The 20156-nt window shown below is 66.8% G+C and carries 18 protein-coding genes, 1 tRNA gene and 1 pseudogene; 10 read left to right on the top strand and 10 right to left on the bottom strand.

What is annotated here, in order from left to right; all coding sequences use genetic code 11:
* Positions 1 to 47: 47 nt before the first annotated feature.
* Positions 48 to 662, bottom strand: a complete 615-nt coding sequence (locus QE379_RS01845) for a class I SAM-dependent methyltransferase (RefSeq protein WP_306997281.1) — start codon at positions 660 to 662, stop codon at positions 48 to 50.
* 145 nt (positions 663 to 807) lie between these two features.
* Between QE379_RS01845 and QE379_RS01840 the strand changes: the two genes are divergently transcribed.
* Positions 808 to 1134 (top strand): antibiotic biosynthesis monooxygenase, encoded by a 327-nt coding sequence (locus QE379_RS01840; protein ID WP_306997279.1) that lies wholly within the window; start codon positions 808 to 810, stop codon positions 1132 to 1134.
* Positions 1135 to 1348: 214 nt separating this feature from the next.
* Here QE379_RS01840 and QE379_RS01835 read toward each other — a convergent pair whose 3' ends face one another.
* On the bottom strand, positions 1349 to 3640 hold the full coding sequence (locus QE379_RS01835; protein WP_306997277.1) for a CDC48 family AAA ATPase: 2292 nt from the start codon (positions 3638 to 3640) through the stop codon (positions 1349 to 1351).
* A gap of 260 nt (positions 3641 to 3900) precedes the next feature.
* On the opposite strand from QE379_RS01835, the gene QE379_RS01830 reads away from it, so the two are divergent.
* On the top strand, positions 3901 to 4791 hold the full coding sequence (locus QE379_RS01830; protein WP_306997275.1) for a LysR substrate-binding domain-containing protein: 891 nt from the start codon (positions 3901 to 3903) through the stop codon (positions 4789 to 4791).
* A 252-nt stretch (positions 4792 to 5043) separates the two neighbouring features.
* Here the strand turns inward: QE379_RS01830 and rpmG are convergent, their stop codons facing one another.
* Entirely contained in the window at positions 5044 to 5211 is a 168-nt protein-coding gene (rpmG, locus tag QE379_RS01825; protein ID WP_007407030.1) for a 50S ribosomal protein L33, read from the bottom strand.
* Positions 5212 to 5410: 199 nt separating this feature from the next.
* Between rpmG and QE379_RS01820 the strand changes: the two genes are divergently transcribed.
* From QE379_RS01820 to QE379_RS01810, 3 genes are all read left to right on the top strand, one after another.
* Positions 5411 to 5746, top strand: a complete 336-nt coding sequence (locus tag QE379_RS01820; RefSeq protein ID WP_267435729.1) for a hypothetical protein — start codon at positions 5411 to 5413, stop codon at positions 5744 to 5746.
* A complete protein-coding gene (locus tag QE379_RS01815; protein ID WP_306997273.1) occupies positions 5746 to 6315 on the top strand; it encodes a hypothetical protein in 570 nt (189 codons plus the stop codon). Before QE379_RS01820 ends, QE379_RS01815 begins: the two co-directional genes overlap by 1 nt.
* Positions 6316 to 6414: 99 nt before the next feature.
* Positions 6415 to 6912 carry a Dps family protein gene (locus QE379_RS01810; RefSeq protein WP_373461705.1) on the top strand — a complete coding sequence of 166 codons (498 nt, stop codon included), beginning with the start codon at positions 6415 to 6417 and terminating at the stop codon, positions 6910 to 6912.
* A gap of 61 nt (positions 6913 to 6973) precedes the next feature.
* Here QE379_RS01810 and QE379_RS01805 read toward each other — a convergent pair whose 3' ends face one another.
* The gene (locus QE379_RS01805; protein ID WP_306997270.1) at positions 6974 to 8653 is read right to left on the bottom strand and encodes a hypothetical protein; all 1680 of its coding nucleotides are present in this window, start codon (positions 8651 to 8653) and stop codon (positions 6974 to 6976) included.
* 356 nt (positions 8654 to 9009) lie between these two features.
* Here QE379_RS01805 and QE379_RS01800 point away from each other — a divergent pair, with 356 nt between their 5' ends.
* The gene (locus tag QE379_RS01800; RefSeq protein WP_007407044.1) at positions 9010 to 9195 is read left to right on the top strand and encodes a DUF1328 domain-containing protein; all 186 of its coding nucleotides are present in this window, start codon (positions 9010 to 9012) and stop codon (positions 9193 to 9195) included.
* 7 nt (positions 9196 to 9202) lie between these two features.
* The gene (locus QE379_RS01795) at positions 9203 to 10795 is read left to right on the top strand and encodes a cisplatin damage response ATP-dependent DNA ligase (protein WP_306997268.1); all 1593 of its coding nucleotides are present in this window, start codon (positions 9203 to 9205) and stop codon (positions 10793 to 10795) included.
* Between the two features lie 103 nt (positions 10796 to 10898).
* Here the strand turns inward: QE379_RS01795 and murA are convergent, their stop codons facing one another.
* On the bottom strand, positions 10899 to 12179 hold the full coding sequence (gene murA / locus QE379_RS01790; RefSeq protein WP_306997266.1) for a UDP-N-acetylglucosamine 1-carboxyvinyltransferase: 1281 nt from the start codon (positions 12177 to 12179) through the stop codon (positions 10899 to 10901).
* Between the two features lie 191 nt (positions 12180 to 12370).
* Between murA and QE379_RS01785 the strand changes: the two genes are divergently transcribed.
* Both QE379_RS01785 and QE379_RS01780 read left to right on the top strand, forming a co-directional pair.
* Positions 12371 to 12982 carry a Crp/Fnr family transcriptional regulator gene (locus tag QE379_RS01785; protein ID WP_306997264.1) on the top strand — a complete coding sequence of 204 codons (612 nt, stop codon included), beginning with the start codon at positions 12371 to 12373 and terminating at the stop codon, positions 12980 to 12982.
* Positions 12918 to 13106, top strand: coding sequence for a helix-turn-helix domain-containing protein (locus tag QE379_RS01780; RefSeq protein WP_306997262.1), 189 nt, complete (start codon positions 12918 to 12920; stop codon positions 13104 to 13106). Before QE379_RS01785 ends, QE379_RS01780 begins: the two co-directional genes overlap by 65 nt.
* Positions 13107 to 13137: 31 nt before the next feature.
* Here QE379_RS01780 and clpS read toward each other — a convergent pair whose 3' ends face one another.
* From clpS to QE379_RS01760, 4 genes and pseudogenes are all read right to left on the bottom strand, one after another.
* Entirely contained in the window at positions 13138 to 13494 is a 357-nt protein-coding gene (clpS, locus tag QE379_RS01775) for an ATP-dependent Clp protease adapter ClpS (protein ID WP_261268654.1), read from the bottom strand.
* A 133-nt stretch (positions 13495 to 13627) separates the two neighbouring features.
* Positions 13628 to 16844: pseudogene (locus tag QE379_RS01770) on the bottom strand (error-prone DNA polymerase).
* Positions 16845 to 17248: 404 nt separating this feature from the next.
* Positions 17249 to 18802: a DNA polymerase Y family protein gene (locus tag QE379_RS01765; RefSeq protein ID WP_306997260.1), complete on the bottom strand. Its 1554-nt coding sequence runs from the start codon at positions 18800 to 18802 to the stop codon at positions 17249 to 17251.
* Complete coding sequence (locus tag QE379_RS01760) at positions 18693 to 19454, bottom strand: ImuA family protein (protein WP_306997258.1); 762 nt, start codon at positions 19452 to 19454, stop codon at positions 18693 to 18695. Before QE379_RS01760 ends, QE379_RS01765 begins: the two co-directional genes overlap by 110 nt.
* A 131-nt stretch (positions 19455 to 19585) precedes the next feature.
* Between QE379_RS01760 and QE379_RS01755 the strand changes: the two genes are divergently transcribed.
* Positions 19586 to 19660, top strand: a tRNA-Gly gene (locus tag QE379_RS01755).
* A 48-nt stretch (positions 19661 to 19708) separates the two neighbouring features.
* Here the strand turns inward: QE379_RS01755 and QE379_RS01750 are convergent.
* Positions 19709 to 20155, bottom strand: coding sequence for a VOC family protein (locus QE379_RS01750; RefSeq protein ID WP_306997256.1), 447 nt, complete (start codon positions 20153 to 20155; stop codon positions 19709 to 19711).
* Position 20156: the final 1 nt, after the last annotated feature.

Here is a 20156-nt window from a genome sequence, read left to right as displayed (position 1 = left end):
CATTCCAGCGAAGGCCCCAGCTTGCGCCGGGGCGACGGGTCGATCGATCAATCCTTCCACGCCCAATAGAGCTGGGCCGGCGGCACGTTCCACCATTCCATGTCGTGGTCGATATTGTCCCAGTGCGGAACCAGGAAGTCCTTCACCTTGGGGCTGAACTGATAGACCAGGAACGCGCCGCCGGGACGCAGCACGTCGTGCGTCGCCCGCGCGATCGCAGGACCGACGCCGGGCGGCAGGGTCGAGAAGGGCAGGCCCGACAGGACATAATCGGCATGGTCGAAGCCATGGTCGCGCACGATCTTCTGCACGTCCGCCGCCGATCCGTTCACCGCGGCGAAGCGGGAATCGATAATGGTGTGGCTCAGATAGTCGCAGAAATCGGCATTGGTATCGATCGCGATCAGCTTCGCGTCGGGCGCCATCCGCTCCAGGATCGGGCGGCAGAAGGTGCCGACGCCCGGACCATATTCGACGAACAACTTGGTATTGGCCCAGTCGACGGGCCCCAGCATCTTGCGGATCAGCTTGCCCGAAGACGGGATGATCGAACCGACCATCACCGGATGTTTCAGAAATTGCTGAAAAAACATCTGGCCGGGCGACGGATAACCCGTGGCGTCGGTGCGGGACTTGCGCGCGGCGGTGGTCGAGCTGGGCATCGAGTTCCTGTCGTTCGTGATCCCCGCGTGGAGGAAACGCGAGGGAAATCCCCTCGTCGCACAGGTGCCGAACGACTTTCAAGCTATTGGGTTGCGACGAAGCGGCGCATTCCGTCGCAAAGCGATGCGGTAAAGGGGAGCAAGCATGGACCGGACGGGGCCGATCGCGGTGATTTTCCTGTCGCAGCGGACGGATAACGATGCGGTGGGCTATGCCGAGGCGGCGGAGGCGATGGACCGGCTGGCGGCGCCGCAACCGGGCTATTGCGGCGTGGACAGCGTGCGCGGGGCGGACGGCTTCGGGATCACCGTCAGCTGGTGGGCGGATGAGGAGAGTGCGGTGGCGTGGCGGGCGCATCCGGAGCATGCCGCGATCCGCGAGCGGGGGCGGACGGAGTGGTATTGGCGATATGAGGTCGCGGTGGCAGAGGTGGGGCGGCGTTATGCGTGGTCATTGAGCGGGGAGATTTGAACAAGCCGCTTCCACAAGCACGCCCCTCCCGCAAGTGAGTTTCAGGTCGGTCATGCCCCCGGCATGACCTAAACGATGCGGGGCATCGTTTACCTGAAACTGGGATGGGGGAAGGACAGGAGTCTCACCGAGACCGTCGCCCGTGGCTCCGCCCCCACCCCAAACCCCTCCCCCCTGCCGGGAGGAGGGGCTTAAGAAGGAGGGGGCTTACCCCTCACGGCATCTTATCCCCCCTCGGCGTCAACATACCGGGCGCGATGAAGCCGATCGGCTGGATCGCCGCCGCGTCCTGCTTCAGCTTCGCCGCGATCTGTTCGTAATCGCGCTCCATCTCCGGCGTGACGCTCGCCCGCGCTTCGGTCAGCGCTTCCTCGAAGGCGGCCATATCCACCTCGGTCGCGCTCAGCGACTTGCGCAGCGCGATCAGGCCCGCCCGGCGGACCACATCGCCCAGGTCCGCGCCGGTGAAGCGGTCGGTCCGCGCCGCCACATCGTCCAGATCGACATCCGGGGCGAGCGGCATCTTCGCGGTCTGGATACCCAGGATGCGCCGCCGCCCCGCCTTGTCCGGCACGCCGACATAGATGAGTTCATCGAAGCGACCGGGCCGCAACAGCGCCGGATCGACCAGATTGGGCCGGTTGGTCGCGCCGATCACCACGACCGACTGCAACTCCTCCAGCCCGTCCATCTCGGCGAGGATGGTGTTCACCACCCGCTCGGTCACCTGCGGCTCGCCCAGCCCGCCGCCGCGCGCGGGGACGAGAGAGTCGAGTTCATCGATGAAGATCACCGTCGGCGCGACCTGGCGCGCGCGGGCGAACAGCTTGGTGATCTGCTGCTCGCTCTCGCCATACCATTTGGACAGGAGATCGCTCGACTTGGTGGCGATGAAATTGGCCTGCGCCTCCCGCGCCACCGCCTTGGCCAGCAAGGTCTTGCCGGTGCCGGGCGGGCCATAGAGCAGGAAGCCCTTGGCCGGGCGAATGCCGAGTCGCCGGAACGCATCCGGGTCTTTCAGCGGCAGTTCGACGCCTTCCTTCAGCTTCATCTGCGCGGTGTCGAGCCCGCCGACATCGTCCCAGCGGACGGTCGGCGCCTGCACCATCACCTCGCGCATCGCGGAAGGCTGGACGCGCTTCAGCGCCTCCATGAAGTCCTCGCGCGTCACCGACAGCGTGTCGAGCACCTCGGCCGGGATGGTCCGCTCCTCCAGATTCAGGCGCGGCATGATCCGCCGCACCGCCTCGATCGCCGCCTCGCGGGTCAGCGCGGCCAGGTCCGCGCCGACAAATCCGAAGGTGGTGCGCGCCAGTTCGGCCAGATCCACCTTGTCGCCCAGCGGCATGCCGCGCGTGTGGATGCCCAGTATCTCGCGCCGCCCGCGTTCGTCGGGCACGCCGACCACGATCTCGCGATCGAACCGACCCGGCCGACGCAGCGCCTCGTCGATCGCCTCGGGCCGGTTGGTCGCGGCGATGATGACCAGATTCGCGCGCGACTCCAGCCCGTCCATCAGGGTGAGCAACTGCGCGACCAACCGCTTCTCCGCCTCGCCCTGCACCCGGTCGCGCTTGGGGGCGATCGAGTCGATCTCGTCGATGAAGACGATCGAGGGGGCGGATTTGGTCGCCTCCTCGAAAATCTCGCGGAGGCGCTGTTCCGACTCGCCATAGGCCGAGCCCATGATCTCCGGCCCGTTGATCAGGAAGAATTGCGCGTCCGATTCATTGGCGACGGCACGGGCGAGCCGCGTCTTGCCGGTGCCGGGCGGGCCATGGAGCAGCACGCCCTTGGGAGGCTCGACGCCGAGCCGCTCGAACAATTCCGGATAACGCAGCGGCAGTTCGACCATCTCGCGCAACTGGTCGATGGTCGAAGCCATGCCGCCGATATCGTCATAGGTGACATCGGCACGCCTGGCCTCGCGCGGTTCCTCATATTCGGGACGGAGTTCGACCTCGGTATTCTCGTCGATATGGACAACGCCCTTGGGGCTGGCCGCGACGACGGCAAGGCGGATTTCCTGGAGCGCATAGGCCGGCGCGTTCATAAACTGCGCCACGCCCGGCGGCATGTTGGTGACCCGCTGCTGCCCCGCCGTCGCCACCACATCGCCCTGACAGAGCGGGCGGTTGAAGAAGGTGCGCTTCAGCGCCTGGGCCGATCCCTGAAGCCGCAGATTTTCCTGCGCGGGGGCGAAGACGACGCGCGTCGCGGGCTTGGATTCGACGCGCCGCACCTCGACGAAATCGCCCGAGCCGACGCCCGCATTGGCGCGCTGCAACCCGTCGATGCGCAGCAGGTCGAGCCCTTCGTCCTCCGGGTAAGGCGCGACGGCGCGCGCGGGCGTGGCCTGCTTGCCGACGATCTCCACGACGTCGCCCTCGGTGATGCCGAGCGCCGCCATCAGGCTGCGCGGGACATGGGCCAGGCCGCGCCCGGAATCCTCGGGGCGGCTATTGGCCACCTGTATCTTGCGGGTCGGCGCGTCGCTGTCGGCCATGATCGTCCCTTGGCAAAGTGTCTGAACACGAAAGCGTGGGACTTGGGGGCGGGTTCCGGTCCGCGAAAGACCGGGGAGCCAGGCGGAGGCAAAAAAAAGGGCCGATCGAAACGACCAGCCCGAAAAGTTTTTAGGAGAGGATGCCTGAAAGGCCCGTTCCTTTTGCAGCGCGAAACATTATGTTGCAAGTGCGAAAAGCTTGGCTATGATTGCAGTTTATGCAATCCTCTGACCAATAGGTCAACGAGTACAGGTGCGACATGCGCAGGCTTCCCCCGCTCGGTGCGATCGAGGCATTTGTCCAGGTGGTCCGCCTGGGCTCCATCAAGGCGGCAGCGGAGGAACTGGCGCTGTCCGCCCCGGCGCTCAGCCGCCGGGTGCAGACGCTCGAACGCTTCGTCGGCAAGCCGCTCTTCGCCAGGCGGCACCAAGCGATGGTGCCCAATGAGGACGGCGACACGCTGATGGAGCAGATCGCCCCGCTGCTCGACCAATTGTCCGACGCGGTGGAGGCGATGACCAGCGGTCAGGAAGTGCTGCGCCTGCGCCTGGGCGTCTTGCCGCTCTATGCGGCGCAGCGGCTGTTCCCGCATATGGGGCTGTTGCGCGCGGCGCATCCCGAACTGCATCTCGACATCGATACCGCCGGCCATGGCATCGCGCGGCTGGGCGAAGGACTGGACGCGGTCATCGCGCTGGGGCGCGACATCGATCCGTCGCTCTATGCCAAGCGGCTGGATTTCAACAAAGTCTATGTCATCGGCGCCAAAAGGCTGATCGAGGGGCCGAATCCCCTGCTCCATCCCGAGCAGATGAACGGGATGACCGCGCTGCTGCACCGCGAAATGCCCGATGCCTTCACCGCCTGGTGCCAGGCTGCGGGGCTGACCAATATCAAGCCCAAGGCGATCGACTTCTTCGATTCCGGTGGCCTGATGCTGGAGGCGGTGGCGCAAGGGCTGGGCGTCGCCTTCATGCATGCCAGCCATTTCGAACACGCCCATGATCCGCGCCTGGTGCGGCTGTTCGATATCGAGGTGGACAGCCCGTATAGCCACTGGTTCGTCTGTCGCCCGCGTGCGCTTCAGCAGAAGTCGGTGAAGCTGTTCCACGACTGGTTGATCCGGACGCTGTATCCGGCGGCGGCGTAGGGGCTGCCGCCTTCAACCTCTCGGAAAAGCCGACACATCCGCCACAAGCCCGCCCCTCCCGCTTGCGGGAGGGGATGGGGGAGGGAAAGCCACAAGCCGGGTCGCCCGTGGCAAGGGCCCTCCCCCAACCCCCTCCCGCCTGCGGGAGGGGGAGCAGAAACCAACGACAAAAAGCCGCGCGTCCTTGACAGGACGGCGGCTTCACGCCTTCAAGTCCTTCGCAGGGCGCCGGGACAGGCGCCCGACGGCGAATTACTTGATCTTGGCTTCCTTGAACTCGACATGCTTGCGCACGACCGGGTCGTACTTGTTGAAGCTCAGCTTCTCGGTCTTGGTGCGCGGGTTCTTCTTGGTGACGTAAAAGAAGCCGGTATCAGCCGAGCTGACGAGCTTGATCTTGACGGTGGTCGGCTTGGCCATGACCTGGTTCCTGTATGCGTGAAAAAGCGAAAGCGGCAGCCGGAGCCGCCGCTATATAAGGGCGGCGCATGGCCCAACCGGCCCGCCGAGTCAAGTATGACGCCTGATTTAAGCCCCTCTTTACGCCTATGGCGCTATATCGGCAGGTTCAAACAGCCCATGACGCGGCATGCGTGCGGGGCCGGGTGGGCATGAAACGATGAGTCAGGGCGAATCGCCCGACCGGGACACGGCGGCGGAGATACGGGATCAGCTTTGGGCCCGGATCGCCGCGCTCGACGTGCGCGCGCCCTATACCCCGGCCGCCGATCTGCTGGGCGGTATCGAGGCCATTCGCCAGCTTGCCCATGCCCATGGCCTGGCCCCGGCGGTGACGGTGACCCACTTCATCGACCGGGCGCTGATGCGCGGCGACGGGCCGGTGCCCGTCCATGGCTGGTTCGCGATGCTGACCGAGGCGGTCGCCAGCGAACGACAGGATCTGGAGGCCGCCAACCGATTCGCGGAAGCCTGTTCGGTGCGACTGGCGGCCTGATGGACGCTTTCATGCTGGTCCTGGTCGCGACCCTGGCGGGACAGACCGGCGGACGATTGAGCCTGTTGGCGGCGCAACTGGTGGACCGAAGCGGAAAGACGCCGACGGTGCTGGCCGGATTGATGCTGGCGCAGGCGGCGCTGGCCGCCGGGGCGATCCGGATTGGCATCCTGCTCGCCCCGCAATTCATGCCGGAGACGCATGGCCTGTTGCTGGCGATCGCGCTGGTCGTAACGGGAATCGGGATGATGGGGCGCATACCCCGACCCACCAACCCCTATGGGCGGCCCCGGCTGGGCGCGTTCGGGGGGGCGGTGATCTTCGGTGGCGCGATCCTGTTCGCCGATTCGGGGTTGTTGGTCGTGGCGGCCGCCGCCGCCCGCTCGCCCCTGCCCTGGGCCGCCCTGCCCGGCGCGCTGATCGGCTTGGCGGGTGCGATGCTGCCCGCGATGCTGATGGGCGAGCGGGCATGGCGTCGCCTGCCGTTGCGTGCCCTCCGCCTGGCATTGGGGGCGATCATGGTGCTGACCGGTGTGGTGATCGGACTGTCGGTGAAAGAACTGATCTAGAGCATCGATCAGTGAGGCCGGGCTTTGTACATGGACGCGGCGGAGCTATTTCGTCATCGGATCGTTTACGCAACGATTCCAGACAGCGGGAGCATGTCCATGTCCGATACCAATCCGGCGCTCGATACGCCGACCGATCTGAACCGCAACGCGACCGCCAGCGTCGCCGATGCGCTGAACGGCGCGCTGGCCGATTGCTATGCACTGTACCTGAAGACCAAAAATTTCCACTGGCACGTCTCAGGCCCGCATTTCCGGGACTATCACCTGATGCTCGACGATCAGGCGACTCAGATACTGGGCGTGACCGACGCCATCGCCGAGCGGGTGCGCAAGACCGGCAACGTCACGCTGCGCTCGATCGGCGACATCGCGCGCCGCCAGACGATCGTCGACAATGATCGCGACTTCGTGTCCGCCGCCGACATGCTGGTCGAACTGCGCGACGACAATCTGAAGCTGGTCGAACGCTTCCGCACGGTGAAGGACGCCGCCGAAGAGGCCAAGGACAATGCCACCAGCGGCATCGTCGACGAATGGACCGACCAGGCCGAGGAACGCGCCTGGTTCCTGTTCGAGGCGGGCCGCAAGGGCTGAGGGTTCGGGCCGGTCGATAAAGGAAAGGCCCCGGTGAAAGCCGGGGCCTTTTTTGTGCGGGTCAGATCGGAAGCGAGGAATTCCCGTCCCGCATCCACAATTCGGTCTTGGTCAGCACATCGAGCTGCCCCGCGTCGCGCCGTGCGACGATATGATCGATCAGCCCCCGGAACTTCGCCGGATCGGTCTGCCCGGCCGCGTTCTCGGCAAGGCCATGGATGTAGAATTCCGAGGTTTCGCCCCGCAATATGGTCAGGTCGATATCGGCCTTCAGCTGTTCCAGGCTTTGATTCGACGTGGCGTTGGCGGGCGCCAGGATGCCGCCGCGATCGGGAATGCCGAAGCGTGACAGCCAGCTTCCCCGCCCCTGCGTCGTCCGCGCCATCTTGTATCCGGCGGCCTTCAGCGCGAGCGGCAGCTTGGTATAGGAAAACTCGCTCGACAGGTCGTTGAAGTTGAACGCCTTGACCTGCGCGACGACCTCGGTGCTGAGCGTGATCTGGGTCGCGCTGTCCACGCTGATAACGGTCGTTCCGGTGGGCACGTTATAGCCGCCGACGAACATTCCGGGACGAATCCCCGTCGTGTCCGACATGGTGGCGATGCGCGTACCATAGGTCCTGGCGGAGAAGGTGCGCGGCCGGGTGGGGCTGACATGGTAGCGGCCATTGGGATAGCAGCAGAAGTCGTTGCCGCGCGGCATTCCATTGGCCTGTGCCCAGTCGCGCACCTTTTGCAGGTCCGCCAAGGCCGCCGCCACCGTCGGATGGTCGGTCATCAGAATGTCGTCATAGCTGCCGTTCAGATAACAGTCCCAACCCGCGTCATACATTTCGCGAAGCTGGGCGAGCGTCATCCTGTTCTGCCCGCCGATCAGGCCGGGGGCAACGTGGAAGCCGCCCTTGACGTTGCGCGCCCGCATATAGGGGAAGGCCTCGGTATATTGGGTGCGCAATATGTCGTCGAAGCCGATGACGATGGTCGGGCGCCCACCGGCCCGCGCCACCAGCGCGTCTACGCCAATGCGGGGCGCGTCGGGCACCTGCGTCGTCACGCTGTTCGCCATGCCGAATCGCCCGGCACCCGCACTTTGCAGCCCCACGATCTCGCTGGAATGGACCGAGCCCCACATCGTGCCGAAGAACAGCGGCTGCGGTGTCTGATAGAGCGGCGCCAGAAGCGGCTCCGGCGCGCGAAACTCCTGCCCGTTCCGCGACAATGTCAGGTCGAAGCCGGTGGCGGTGCCATAGATCGGGTCCCATCCCAGGTCGACGAACTGCGCGATGGTGCCGAACCGGACAGGATCGTGATAGCCGATGTCGGACTTGCGCAACCCCGGCCCGCCCAGGCGCGATCCGGTTCCCTGCATCTCCACCGCGCCGCTGCCCTGCGCCAGGGCCGAACGGTTGCCGAGCAGGGCCTCGTTGGTGGCGGTGAATCCGCCCGCCGTGTCGAAACCTTCGAGCAGCACGGGAATGTCGAGCACCACCGCCAGCGCCGCGGCCACGCTCGGCTGTCCGTTCATCGTGCCCACCGCGACCAGGCGCGTGCCGATGTCCTCCGCCGTCGCGACATAGGTGGCCCCCGACGCACCCGCGATCGCCGTGCGCGTCCGATCGGGCGTCAGCGTTTCCCGGAACCATTGAACCCCGGTCAGCCCCTGCGGCGCGGAATAGGTCTGTCCGACTGACCCATCCTTGGTCGCCAGCATATAGACCGGCGTAGCGACCGGGGTCGGCATCGGGGTGGGGGTGGGTGTCGGTTGCGGCAGCGGTTCATTCCCGCCTTCGATCACGCAGCCCGCGCACGAGAAAGCAGCCGCCCCGATTAGGAATTGGCGCCGAGTTGTCATGAATATCCCCCGTGAGCAGGTGGTCACCGCCCCCTCTCGGCGAAAGATGCACCAAATCAATACATTAAGGCAATGCTGCACCTGCGTCCCATGCCGGTTTCGATACCGCGATGGGACGGAGCACATGCCCTTTTTCGAATCTAGGGCCATGCCCCATCCGCATCCCTGATCCGGCACCTCATTCGTAACCGGAACACCAACCCGTCTGGCCTGTTGATCCCCCATCAGATCGGAAGGATGCCCCCATGCTTAAACTCGCCATCACATTCCTCGTCGTCGGGTTGATCCTCGGCGCGCTCGGCTTCGGCGGGATCGGCGGGGCGTTCGTCGGGATCGCCAAGATCCTGTTCTTCATCGCGATCGCGCTGTTCGTGATCTTCCTGGTGCTGGGCCTCGTCGCAGGCAAGTCGGTGAAGAACGCGATCGACTGATCCGCCGGTGCGCGAATTCGCGGGGCTGCTCGACGCGCTGATCTATACGCGATCGCGCAACGCCAAGCTGAAACTGGTCGCGGATTACCTCGCCGCCACGCCCGATCCCGACCGGGGTTGGGCGATGGCGGCGTTGACCGGCGATCTCGACCTGCCCGGCGTCAAGCCTGCGGTCATCCGCGCACTGATCGAGCAGCGGGTCGATCCCGTCCTTTTCCGCATGAGCCGCGACTATGTCGGCGACACGGCGGAGACGGTCGCCCTGCTCTGGCCCGCGCCCGACCGGTCGCTCGATCCCGAACCGCTGTCGGTCAGCGCGGTGGTGGAGCGGTTGCGGCACCTGTCGCGCTCCGACGCGCCCGCCGTGCTGGCCGACATGCTCGACCGGCTGACGGCGGAGGAGCGGTTCGCGCTGCTCAAGATGGCGACCGGCGGCCTGCGCATCGGCCTGTCCGCGCGGCTTGCCAAGACCGCCTTTGCCCAGCATTTCGGGCTGGATGTCGAGGCGGTGGAGGAGGTGTGGCATGGCCTGTCCCCGCCTTATGCCGAACTCTTCGCCTGGGGCGAGGGCAAGGGCGCGCAGCCGACGCCGGCCGATGTGCCGGTCTTCCGCCCCTTCATGCTCGCGCATCCGCTGGAGGATTTGCGGGTCGACCTGACCGACTATGCCGCCGAATGGAAATGGGACGGCATCCGGGTGCAGATCGTCCATGTCGCGGGGCACACCCGGCTCTATAGCCGCACCGGCGATGACGTGACCCACGCCTTTCCCGATGTCGCCATCGCCTTCGATGCGGTGGGGGCGGTGGATGGCGAGTTGCTGGTCAAGGGCGAGCATCAGGGCGGCACGCTGGAGGATGGCGGGGGTGCCGCCAGCTTCAACGCGCTCCAGCAAAGGCTGGGGCGCAAGACGGTGTCGGCGAAGATGCTGGCCGATTATCCCGCCTTCGTCCGGCTCTACGACATTCTTGTCGACGGGACGGAGGATGTCCGCGCCCTCCCCTGGACCGAGCGACGCCAGCGGCTGGAGGCGTTCTCGGCCAGGCTCGACCCCGATCGGTTCGACATCAGCGCGGTGATCGAGGCGGAGGACTTCACCGCCTTGGAGGCCCTGCGGGCGACGGCACGGGATGCCGCGATCGAGGGGGTGATGCTCAAGCGGCGCGATTCGCCCTATAGCGGCGGGCGGCGCGTCGGCCTGTGGTACAAATGGAAGCGCGATCCGCTGACCGCCGATTGCGTGATGATGTACGCCCAGCGCGGCAATGGTCGGCGTTCGAGCTATTATAGCGACTATACCTTCGGCTGCTGGACCGAGGAGGGCGAGTTGCTGCCGGTCGGCAAGGCCTATTCGGGGATCACCGACGAGGAATTGCGCCAGTTGGATCGGTTTGTCCGCGCGCACACCGTCCATCGCTTCGGCCCGGTGCGCGAGGTGGAAAAGACCCTGGTGCTGGAGATCGCGTTCGACTCGATCCACGAATCGAAGCGGCACAAATCGGGGGTCGCGATGCGCTTTCCCCGGATCGCGCGCATCCGCACCGACAAGCCCGCCGCCGAGGCGGATCGGGTGGAGACGCTGAAGCGACTGGTGACGTGAACATCCTCCCCGGCGCGGGGAGAGGGATTGCCATCAGGGACGCTATGAGGAAGCCCCCCTCCGTCAGGCCTTCGGCCTGCCACCTCCCCATGGGGAGGATTGGTCAGTCGCCGACGCGCTCGATATCCGCGCCGACCGCCGACAGCTTTTCCTCCAAGCGCTCGTAGCCGCGATCCAGGTGATAGACGCGACTGACCGAGGTCTCACCCTCGGCGGCCAGGCCCGCCAGGATCAGGCTCATCGAGGCCCGCAGGTCGGTCGCCATCACCGGCGCGCCGGTCAGCCGCTCGACGCCCTTCACCATCGCGGTGCGGCCATGGACCTGAATATCCGCGCCCATCCGCGCCAGTTCGGGCACGTGCATGTACCGATTCTCGAAGATCGTCTCGGTCAGGGTGCTGGTCCCCTGCGCCATGCACAGCATCGCCATGAACTGCGCCTGCATGTCGGTGGCGAAGCCCGGATAGGGCGCGGTCGACAGGGTCAGCGGCTGGAGCGGGCCATCGGCCTTCACCCGGATCGCATCGCGGCCTTCCTCGACCGTCACGCCCGCTTCGGCTAGCGCGGACAGCGTGGCGCGCATATCCTCGGCACAGGCACCCACCAGTTCCAGATCGCCGCCGGTGATCGCGGCGGCACAGGCGTAGGAGCCCGCCTCGATCCGGTCGGGCATCACCGAATAGGTCGCGCCGTGCAGCCGTTCGACACCCTCGATGGTCAGCGTCTCGGTGCCGACCCCGTCGATCCGCGCGCCCATGGCGATCAGCAACCGGCACAGATCCACGATCTCGGGCTCGCGCGCCGCATTGCCCAATACCGACGTGCCCTTGGCGGTGACGGCGGCCATCAGCGCGTTTTCGGTCGCGCCGACCGACACGACGGGGAAGGTATAGCGCCCACCCGGCAGCCGCCCGCCCGGCGCACTCGCCTTGACGTAACCGGCGGTCAGTTCGATCTCCGCGCCCAGCGCCTCCAGCGCCTTCAGGTGCAGGTCGATCGGACGGTTGCCGATCGCGCAGCCGCCGGGCAGCGACACCCGTGCCTCGCCCATCCGCGCCAGGATCGGGCCGAGCACCAGGATCGACGCGCGCATCTTGCGCACGATGTCATAGGGCGCCTCGGTCGAGAAAAGCTGGCCCGCGCGGATCGTCATGACCCGGCCGAAATCCTCCGGACGCGTCCCCTCGATCCGCGTCGAGGCGCCGATCTGGTTGAGCAGATGGCCGAACCCGTCGACATCGGCCAGACGCGGCAGGTTGCGCAGCGTGACCGGCTCGTCGGTCAGGATCGCGCAGGGCATCAGGGTGAGCGCGGCGTTCTTCGCGCCCGAGATCTTCAGGCGACCCGACAGCCGGTTGCCGCCGCGAATGAGGATACGGTCCATAGATTCCGCTCCCTAGCGGACCCGCGCGCCACCGCCAAGGGTCGGACATCGCCGAATCGCATGCGAATCGTCACGCCAGTGCAGGATTGTTGCCGATTGTTACGCGGTCAAAGCACTGGTTGATCGATATTAATGCAGGTTCATATCCTCCGTGGCTAAGGCACCTTTCCCAGTCGGGGGATGGAGTGTCAGTGTCAAATTTCGGCCTTGCTGATCGCCTGAACAAATGGGTCGACCTGACCCCGGCCGAGCGCGACGCGCTGTCGCGGATGGAAGACAAGCCACGATCGATACGGCGCGGCCTGGTCCTGATGAACGAGCGGTCCCGTACCGAGGAATTGTCCATCGTGCTGCAGGGCATGTTGATGTGCTATGTCCTGCTCGACGACGGCAGCCGCCAGATCGTACGCTTCCTGTTTCCGGGCGACCTCTTCGCCATGTCCACCCTGGTCTATGGCCGGTCGCCTGATACGATCGTCGCGGTGTCGAACGCGGTGGTGTGTTCCTTCGACCGGTCGCACATGACCCGGCTGGCGACCGATCACCCCCGCCTGTTCAGCCTGATCCTGGTGCTCAACCAGATCGAACGGGTCGTCACCACCGATCGGCTGGCCGGGCTGGGCCGCACCGCGGCCCGCGCGCGGGTGGCGACGCTGCTGCTGTCGCTACGCGGCCAGATGCGTCAGGCGGGGATGACGGTCGGCACATCCTTCACGCCGGGGGCTGACCCAGGAGGAGATGGGCGACGCGATCGGATTGACCGCCGTGCATGTGAACCGGATGCTCCGCCTGCTGGAGGATGAAGGCCTCATCAAGCGCGAGGGCGGCCGGGTGTTCCTGCTGGACGAAGAGCGGCTGGTGCAGGAGTCGGGCTATATCGACCGCTTCGCCGGGCTGGACCTCAGCTGGTTGCCGCCCGCGCGCTGATCCTCCCCGATACGAGGAGGAACGGCGCGCTTCACGCCTTTTCCAGCGTACACTGCAAAGGGTGCTGGTTGGCGCGGGCGAAGTCGATGACCTGCGCCACCTTGGTCTCGGCGACTTCGTAGGAGAAGACGCCGCACACCCCCACGCCGCGCTGATGGACGTGCAGCATCACGCGGGTCGCGTCGTCCATGCTCATCCGGAAAAAGCGCTGGAGGCACAGCACGACGAATTCCATCGGCGTGTAGTCGTCGTTGAGCATCAGGACGCGGTACGGCGTCGGCTGCTTGGTGCGCGTCCGGGTGCGAGTCGCGACGCCCAGACCGTTGCCGTCGTCATCCCCATGGTCGGGGCCCTGGCCGGGCCCACGCCCCGGCCCATTGCCGGTCATTCCCAGAGGATGGGTGAGAAGGTCGCTGTTCAGGGCCATGATGGTGTAAAATATGGCATGGCGGGGGGTGGGCACAAGTCCCCCAGGATAGGACCATCGCAGAAATCGCCATGCCCGGCCCCCAATTCCCCGCTCAATGGAAATCCCGCGAACGGGGCAGCAGCCGGACGTCGCGCGGATGCACGCCGCGCTGGGCGGGGGCTCCGCGCGGATCGTGCGAGCGGGTCGGCGCGGGGGGAACATCCTCCAGCCGGGCCAGCATCGCGCTGCGATCCTCGACCCCGGCGGTCATCACATGCACCACCCCCTCTTCGCTGCGCTGGACGACGCCGTGGATCAGCATCAGCCGCGACGCCATCACCGCCCGCCGGTTCGCCTCGAAATCGCGGGCCCAGAGCAGCGCGTTGACGATCCCCGTCTCGTCCTCGATCGTGACGAAGATCGCATTGCCCTTGCCCGGCCTCTGGCGGACCAGCACCACCCCCGCCACCTTCACCCGCCGCCCGTCGCGCAAATTCCCGATATCGGCGGCGGACAGCACCCCCTCCGCCGCCAGTTCGCTGCGCAGGAAGGCCATGGGATGGCCCTTCAGCGACAGGCGGGTGACACGGTAATCCGCCGTCACCTGCTCCGATGGTGACATGGGCGGCAGGGTCACGGGCGGCTCGGCAGCCATTTCAGGGGCCTCCATCGCGGCGAACAAAGGCAGTTGCGCCGACTTCATCCGCCGCGCCTCCCACTGCCCCTCGCGCCGCCCGCGCCCCAGCGAGCGATAGGCATCCGCCTGTGCCAACAGATCGAGCGCGCGGCGGGGGAGACGCCCCCGGATCGCGACCGACTCGATCGTCTCATAGGGCGCGTGGGTGGCGATCGCCTCGCCCCAGCCTTCCCGAAACCCGTCGACCTGCCGAAAACCCAGTCGCAGCGCGAGCGCGCCGTCCTCCCGCCGCTCCAGCCGATTGTCCCAACCGCTGAAATTCACATCGACCGGCCGCACATCGACCCGGCCATTCTCACGCGCGTTGCGGACCAGTTGGGCGGGGGCGTAGAAGCCCATGGGCTGCGCATTCAGCAGCGCGCAGGTGAAAATCGCGGGCTGATGGCATTTCAGCCAGGCCGAGACATAGACCAGCCGCGCGAAGGACAGCGCATGGCTTTCGGGAAAACCGTATGACCCGAACCCCTCGATCTGCTTGAAACAGCGTTCGGCGAAATCGGGTTCATAGCCCCGCCTGACCATGCCGCCGACCATCTTCTCGCGCAGATTCTGGATGGTGCCGACATTGCGGAACGTCGCCATGGCACGGCGGAGCTGGTTGGCTTCGTCGGGCGTGAATCCGGCCGCCGTGATGGCCAGCTTCATCGCCTGTTCCTGGAACAAGGGCACGCCATAGGTCTTGTGGAGCAACTGGTACAACTCGTCCGCCGGGCCATGTTTGGGAGACGGAAAGCTGACCGCCTCCTTCTTCGCCCGGCGGCGGAGATAGGGGTGGACCATGTCGCCCTCGATCGGCCCCGGCCGGACGATCGCCACCTGCACGACCAGATCGTAGAACTCGCGCGGCTTCAGCCGGGGCAGCATGTTGATCTGCGCACGGCTTTCCACCTGGAACACACCGATGCTGTCGCCCTTTTGCAGCATCCGGTAAACGCGGTCGTCCTCGTCCTGCGCCAGATCGTCGAGGGTCGGGCGCGCGAAGCCGTTCGCGTCCATCAGGTCGAACGCCTTGCGGATGCAGGTCAGCATACCCAGCGCAAGGATATCGACCTTCATGATCTTCAGTTCGTCGATATCGTCCTTGTCCCATTCGATGAAGGTCCGCCCCTCCATCGCGCCGTTATGGATCGGCACCGTCTCGTCGAGCCGCCCCTGGGTCAGCACGAAGCCGCCGACATGCTGCGACACAATGGCGCGGCGCGCCCAGCAGCCGGTCGACCAGGGTGCGGAGCCGGGCGATCTCCGGGTTATCGGGGGAAAAGCCGGTTTCGTGGAAACGCTTCTCCTCGAACTGCTTGGAAAAGCTGCCCCAGACGGTGCTGGTCAGCCTTTGCGTCACATCCTCGCTCAGCCCCAGCGCGCGCCCGACCTCGCGCACCGTGCTGCGCGGGCGGTAATGGATGACGGTCGCGGCGATGGCGGCGCGGTGGCGGCCATAGCGGTTGTAGATATACTGGATCACCTCCTCGCGCCGCTCATGCTCGAAATCGATGTCGATATCGGGCGGCTCTCCCCGTTCCGCCGAGACGAAGCGGGAGAAGAGCAGGTCGTAACGGGTCGGATCGACCGAGGTGACGTGCAATATCCAGCATACCGCCGAATTGGCCGCCGACCCCCGCCCCTGGCAGAGAATGGGCGGATCCAGGCTGCGTGCGTATCGCACCACGTCGTGCACGGTCAGGAAATAATGGGCGTATCCGCATTGGCGGATCAGCGCGAGTTCCTTGTCCAGCAGGGTCCGTAATTGGGCCGGAACGCCATCCGGATAGCGCACCGCCGCTTCCCGCCGGACCAGTTCCTCCAGCCAGTCCTGCGCCTCCCAACCCTCGGGCACCGGCTCATGGGGATATTCGTAGGACAGATGCTCCAGACGGAATTCAATCCGGTCGAGTATCGCGATGCTCTGCGCCACCGCCTCCGGTCGATCGGCGAACAGCCGCACCATCTCGGCGGCGGGCTTCAGATGCCGCTCCGCATTCGCCGCCAGCCGCCGTCCGGCACTGCGGATGGTCAGTCCTTCGCGGATACAGGTCAGTATATCCTGTACCGGTCGGTCGGCGGGCGTGGCGAACAGCGCGTCGGTGGTCGCCAGCAGCGGCACACCCCGCCCCTCCGCCAGCGCCGCCCAGGCCGCCAGCCGCCGCCGGTCCGCGCCCGATCGCGGCATGGTGACGCCCAGCCAGACCCGCCCCGGCGCCACCGCCGCCAACCGGTCGAGCGTCGCCGCCAGCCCCGGATCGGCACGGCGCGGGGGCAGCATCGCTTCCGGCATCGGCTCGAAGGGGCGAGCGGAGGATTGGGGTAGCGCGATCAGCAGCAGATTCTCGGCATGGCGGGCCAGATCGCCCAGCCCCAGGATGCAGCCGCCCTTTTTCGCCCGCTTGTTACCCAGTGTGAGCAACCGGGTCAGCCGCCCCCACCCGCGACGATCGATCGGATAGGCGACGATGTCCGGCGTGCCGTCGGCAAAGACCAGCCGTGCGCCGACGACGAGTTCGAAGGACGGCATTCGCTCGCCCAGTTCCTCGCGGATTTCCCGCAAGGCCCGATGCGCACGGACCACCCCCGCCACGGTGTTGCGGTCGGCGATGCCCAAGCCGTCCAGCCCCAGGACAATGGCGCGCTTGACCATGTCCTCCGCCGGACTCGCACCGTCCAGGAAGGAGTAATGCGTGGCCGCGACCAGTTCGGCGAAGCGGGGTTGGGCAGACACTTAACCCCTTCCTCCCCTGTAAGGATTCCTCTGCGAAAGTCGGGACGCCCCCCATGAACATCGACCACCCCGGCGGAGGCCGGGGTCCAGTTTGCAAGCGATGAGAGGCATTTACAATCGTCCCGCAACTGGGTCCCGGCCTTCGCCGGGATGGTGCTGGCGGGAGTTTTGCAGAGGAATCCTGTAAGGGGAGGAGGACCATGCGCAGCATGGTGGAGGGGTGTCCCCGCCAGCGAGGATCGGGAACCCCGCGACCGGGGACACCCCTCCGTCAGGGCTTCGCCCTGCCACCTCCCCTTGCAGGGGAGGAATTTTGGCGCTGTTCACGCGAACAGGCCGTGGACATACCAGCGGGGCCGCTCGGTCTCGCTGTAGAGGCCATGGCGGAAGATCCAGAAGCGCCGCCCGCGCACATCCTCGACCCGGTAATAGTCGCGCGTGGGCGGCGTCATGTCCGCCCGCCGCCACCATTCGCCCGTGATCCGCTCGGGCCCTTCGGCGCGCGCCACGTCATGCAGTTTCCGCCGCCAGCGAAAGCGCGCAGGCGGTCCGTCGGGCGTCTCGGCGGCGAGCGACTCGATCGGCTGGGGCGGGTCGAACAGGTGGATGGGCCGCAGCGGCGGCTCGCCCGGTTCGGGTCGGGACCATTCGGCGCAGGGCGCATCCTGCGTCGCGGGCAGCAGCAACTCGGCCTGTTCGGGAATATGGCTGTCGCGCGGATGGATTCGCCGCACCCTCTCGCGCCCCAGCCGGGTGCCCAGCCGGTCGATCAGCGCCGCCACCGCCTCCGACTTGGCCTCTCCCCCCTCCAGCCGCAACTGGACCGCGTCCAGCTTCTCGGCCAGCCCGACGTCCAATCGGATCAGGTCGTATCCGAAACCGGGGTCGAGCGGATCGGTCAGCGCCTCGATCCGCTCGCGGAACAGCCGCAGCAGCACCGTCGGATCCCGGGTCGGCTGCCCCGTCTCGACGCGCAGGCCCTGCACCTCGCCATCCGCACGGAACAGCCGCGCGTCCCAGCGCCGCCCACCCTCATGCCGCTCCTCCAGCGCGCGTGCCGCCTCCCCCGCCAGGTCCTCCAGCACCGCCAGCATATGCTCGGTCCTGGCCACCGGCTCGGCAAAGCGGCGCTCCACCCCGATCGGGGCGGCCACCACGCGCGGGGTCAGCGGGCTCTCCTCCTCGCCGGTCAGTCGCCGCAGCGCCGTTGCCGCCTCGCGCCCGAAACGCGCCGCGATCGCCGCCATCGGTCGCGCCAGCACGTCGCCGACCGACTTCAACCCCGCCGCGACCAGCGCCGCCGTCGCATCCGCGTCCAGTTCCAGCGCGGCCACGGACAGGCGGCGGATCGCCCCCATCTCGTCCGGAGCCGGGGCACCCGCATGACGCGCCAGCGCCCGCGCCGCCTCGGGGGTGTCGCCATAAGCCAGCCGCACGGTGATCCCGCGCCTGGCCATCCGCGTCTCGATATCCTCGGCCAGCCCGCGCTCGCCGCCGAACAGGTGATCCGCCCCCGCGCTGTCCAGCACCAGTCCCTGTGGCGGGTCGAGCGCCACCGCCGGGCTGTAACGCCGTGCCCCCTCCGCCAGCCGCTCCAGCCAGTCGGCATCGGCGGCGGGATCGTGCGGGAACACCTCGATCTCCGGCACCCGCGCCCGCGCATCGGCGAGCGTCAGCCCGACCGACAGCCCCGCCGCCACCGCCTCCTTATCCAGCGCGGCGATCCGAATCGCGCCGCCGACCGATTCGGCAAAGGCGATCGGCGCGTCATCGCGCGCGACGAACAGATGCGGGCGGCGGGCCCGCAGCCGCTCGATCGGCAACCAGGGGAAGACGAGCGCCAGATAGCGGCGCGGGATCGAAGCTTTGCGTGTCACGGTTCCACTCCACGCGCCAACGGGCACCGGCGGGCCCTCCCCGTCGACGCAGCAATTCCAGGTCATAGGCGGGGGCGCCCGGCGCATCGGCGGCCAGCGCGCGCGACGGGGCGGGCGCGACCGCCCAGCGGGTCGCGGCGGCACTCGGCACCGCCTGACCGCCGACACGCAGCAGGATCATCAGCACGCCCGAGGCTTCGGCCGACAGCATCAACCGGCGCGAAGCGGTGAGGTCATAGCCCCGCATCGCCCCCCAGCCCTCCGCGATCACCGTGCCCAGCCCCGGACAGCGCGCGCCATCCGCCGCCGCGCGCAGCAAGGCGGCATCGTCGGCGACCACCACCACGACCAGATCGGCGGGGTCCAGCCCCATCGCGACCAGCCCCGGCCCATGGAGTCGCCCACCTTCCCTCTCGGCGGATTCGGTGCGCAGCCACAGCAACGGTCGCGCCGCCGCCGCCAGCACGCACCCCATGGCAAAGCCCGCGCCGCTGGCCGCATCCTCCTGGGAAAGTGTATGAATCTCATGAAGTTGTGCCCGCGCCAGACTGGACAGACCATCCTCCGCCATCCCCTCCACCCCGCGCGCCGCCTCGCTCGCCAAAGCGGCGGCGCGGCGCAGTCGGTCGATCAGGGCGAAGGGCTCCTCCATATTTGTTCTTGTAATGTTCTCAACGAGAAGCCGCCAGTCGGAAAAATTCTAAAAAAAGGGCTTGCCGGTTCGAAAACCCACATCTATTAGCGCGCCTCACCCCAGCCGGTTCGCCGGTTCGGAACGCCAGAGCGGGCGTAGCTCAGGGGTAGAGCACAACCTTGCCAAGGTTGGGGTCGAGGGTTCGAATCCCTTCGCCCGCTCCAGCGGTTCTTACAGGAACCGCCTTCGTCGCAAAGCGGCGCTTCCCAAAATCAGATGCAGCGATCTTGTTCGCGCGATCTGTCATCGAAAAGTTCGACGCCTTTTTCGGGATGATCGCGATAGTAGCGCAATCGCGATTCGAGCGTCCCGACGTGAATTTCGAGCTGATGTCCGTCAGGATCGAGGAAATAGGTCGAAGCCCCCTCGCTCGCATTGTCCTTCCAGATCGGGCATGTCGCCAACAGGCGGGTCCTCAGCGCGGCATAATTATCCGCTGGAACCGCAAAAGCGACATGGGTGTAGTCAGGCCGCGGTGACGGGTGCGCCTGTACGTCATGGGACAGGCAAAGCCAGAGCGAACCGGCCTCCAGATAGGCCCCATCCCTCCACCGCGCGCGCAGGTCACATCCCAGAACGTCGCGGTAAAAGGTCACTGCCCGGTCCAGATCGGAAACGGCAAGCGTGATGTGGTTCAACCCGGTGATACCTGTCGTCATC

The sequence above is a fragment of the Sphingomonas sp. SORGH_AS_0879 genome (assembly GCF_030819175.1).
GTDB lineage: Bacteria > Pseudomonadota > Alphaproteobacteria > Sphingomonadales > Sphingomonadaceae > Sphingomonas.
This window is presented reverse-complemented; position numbering and strand designations above follow the sequence as displayed.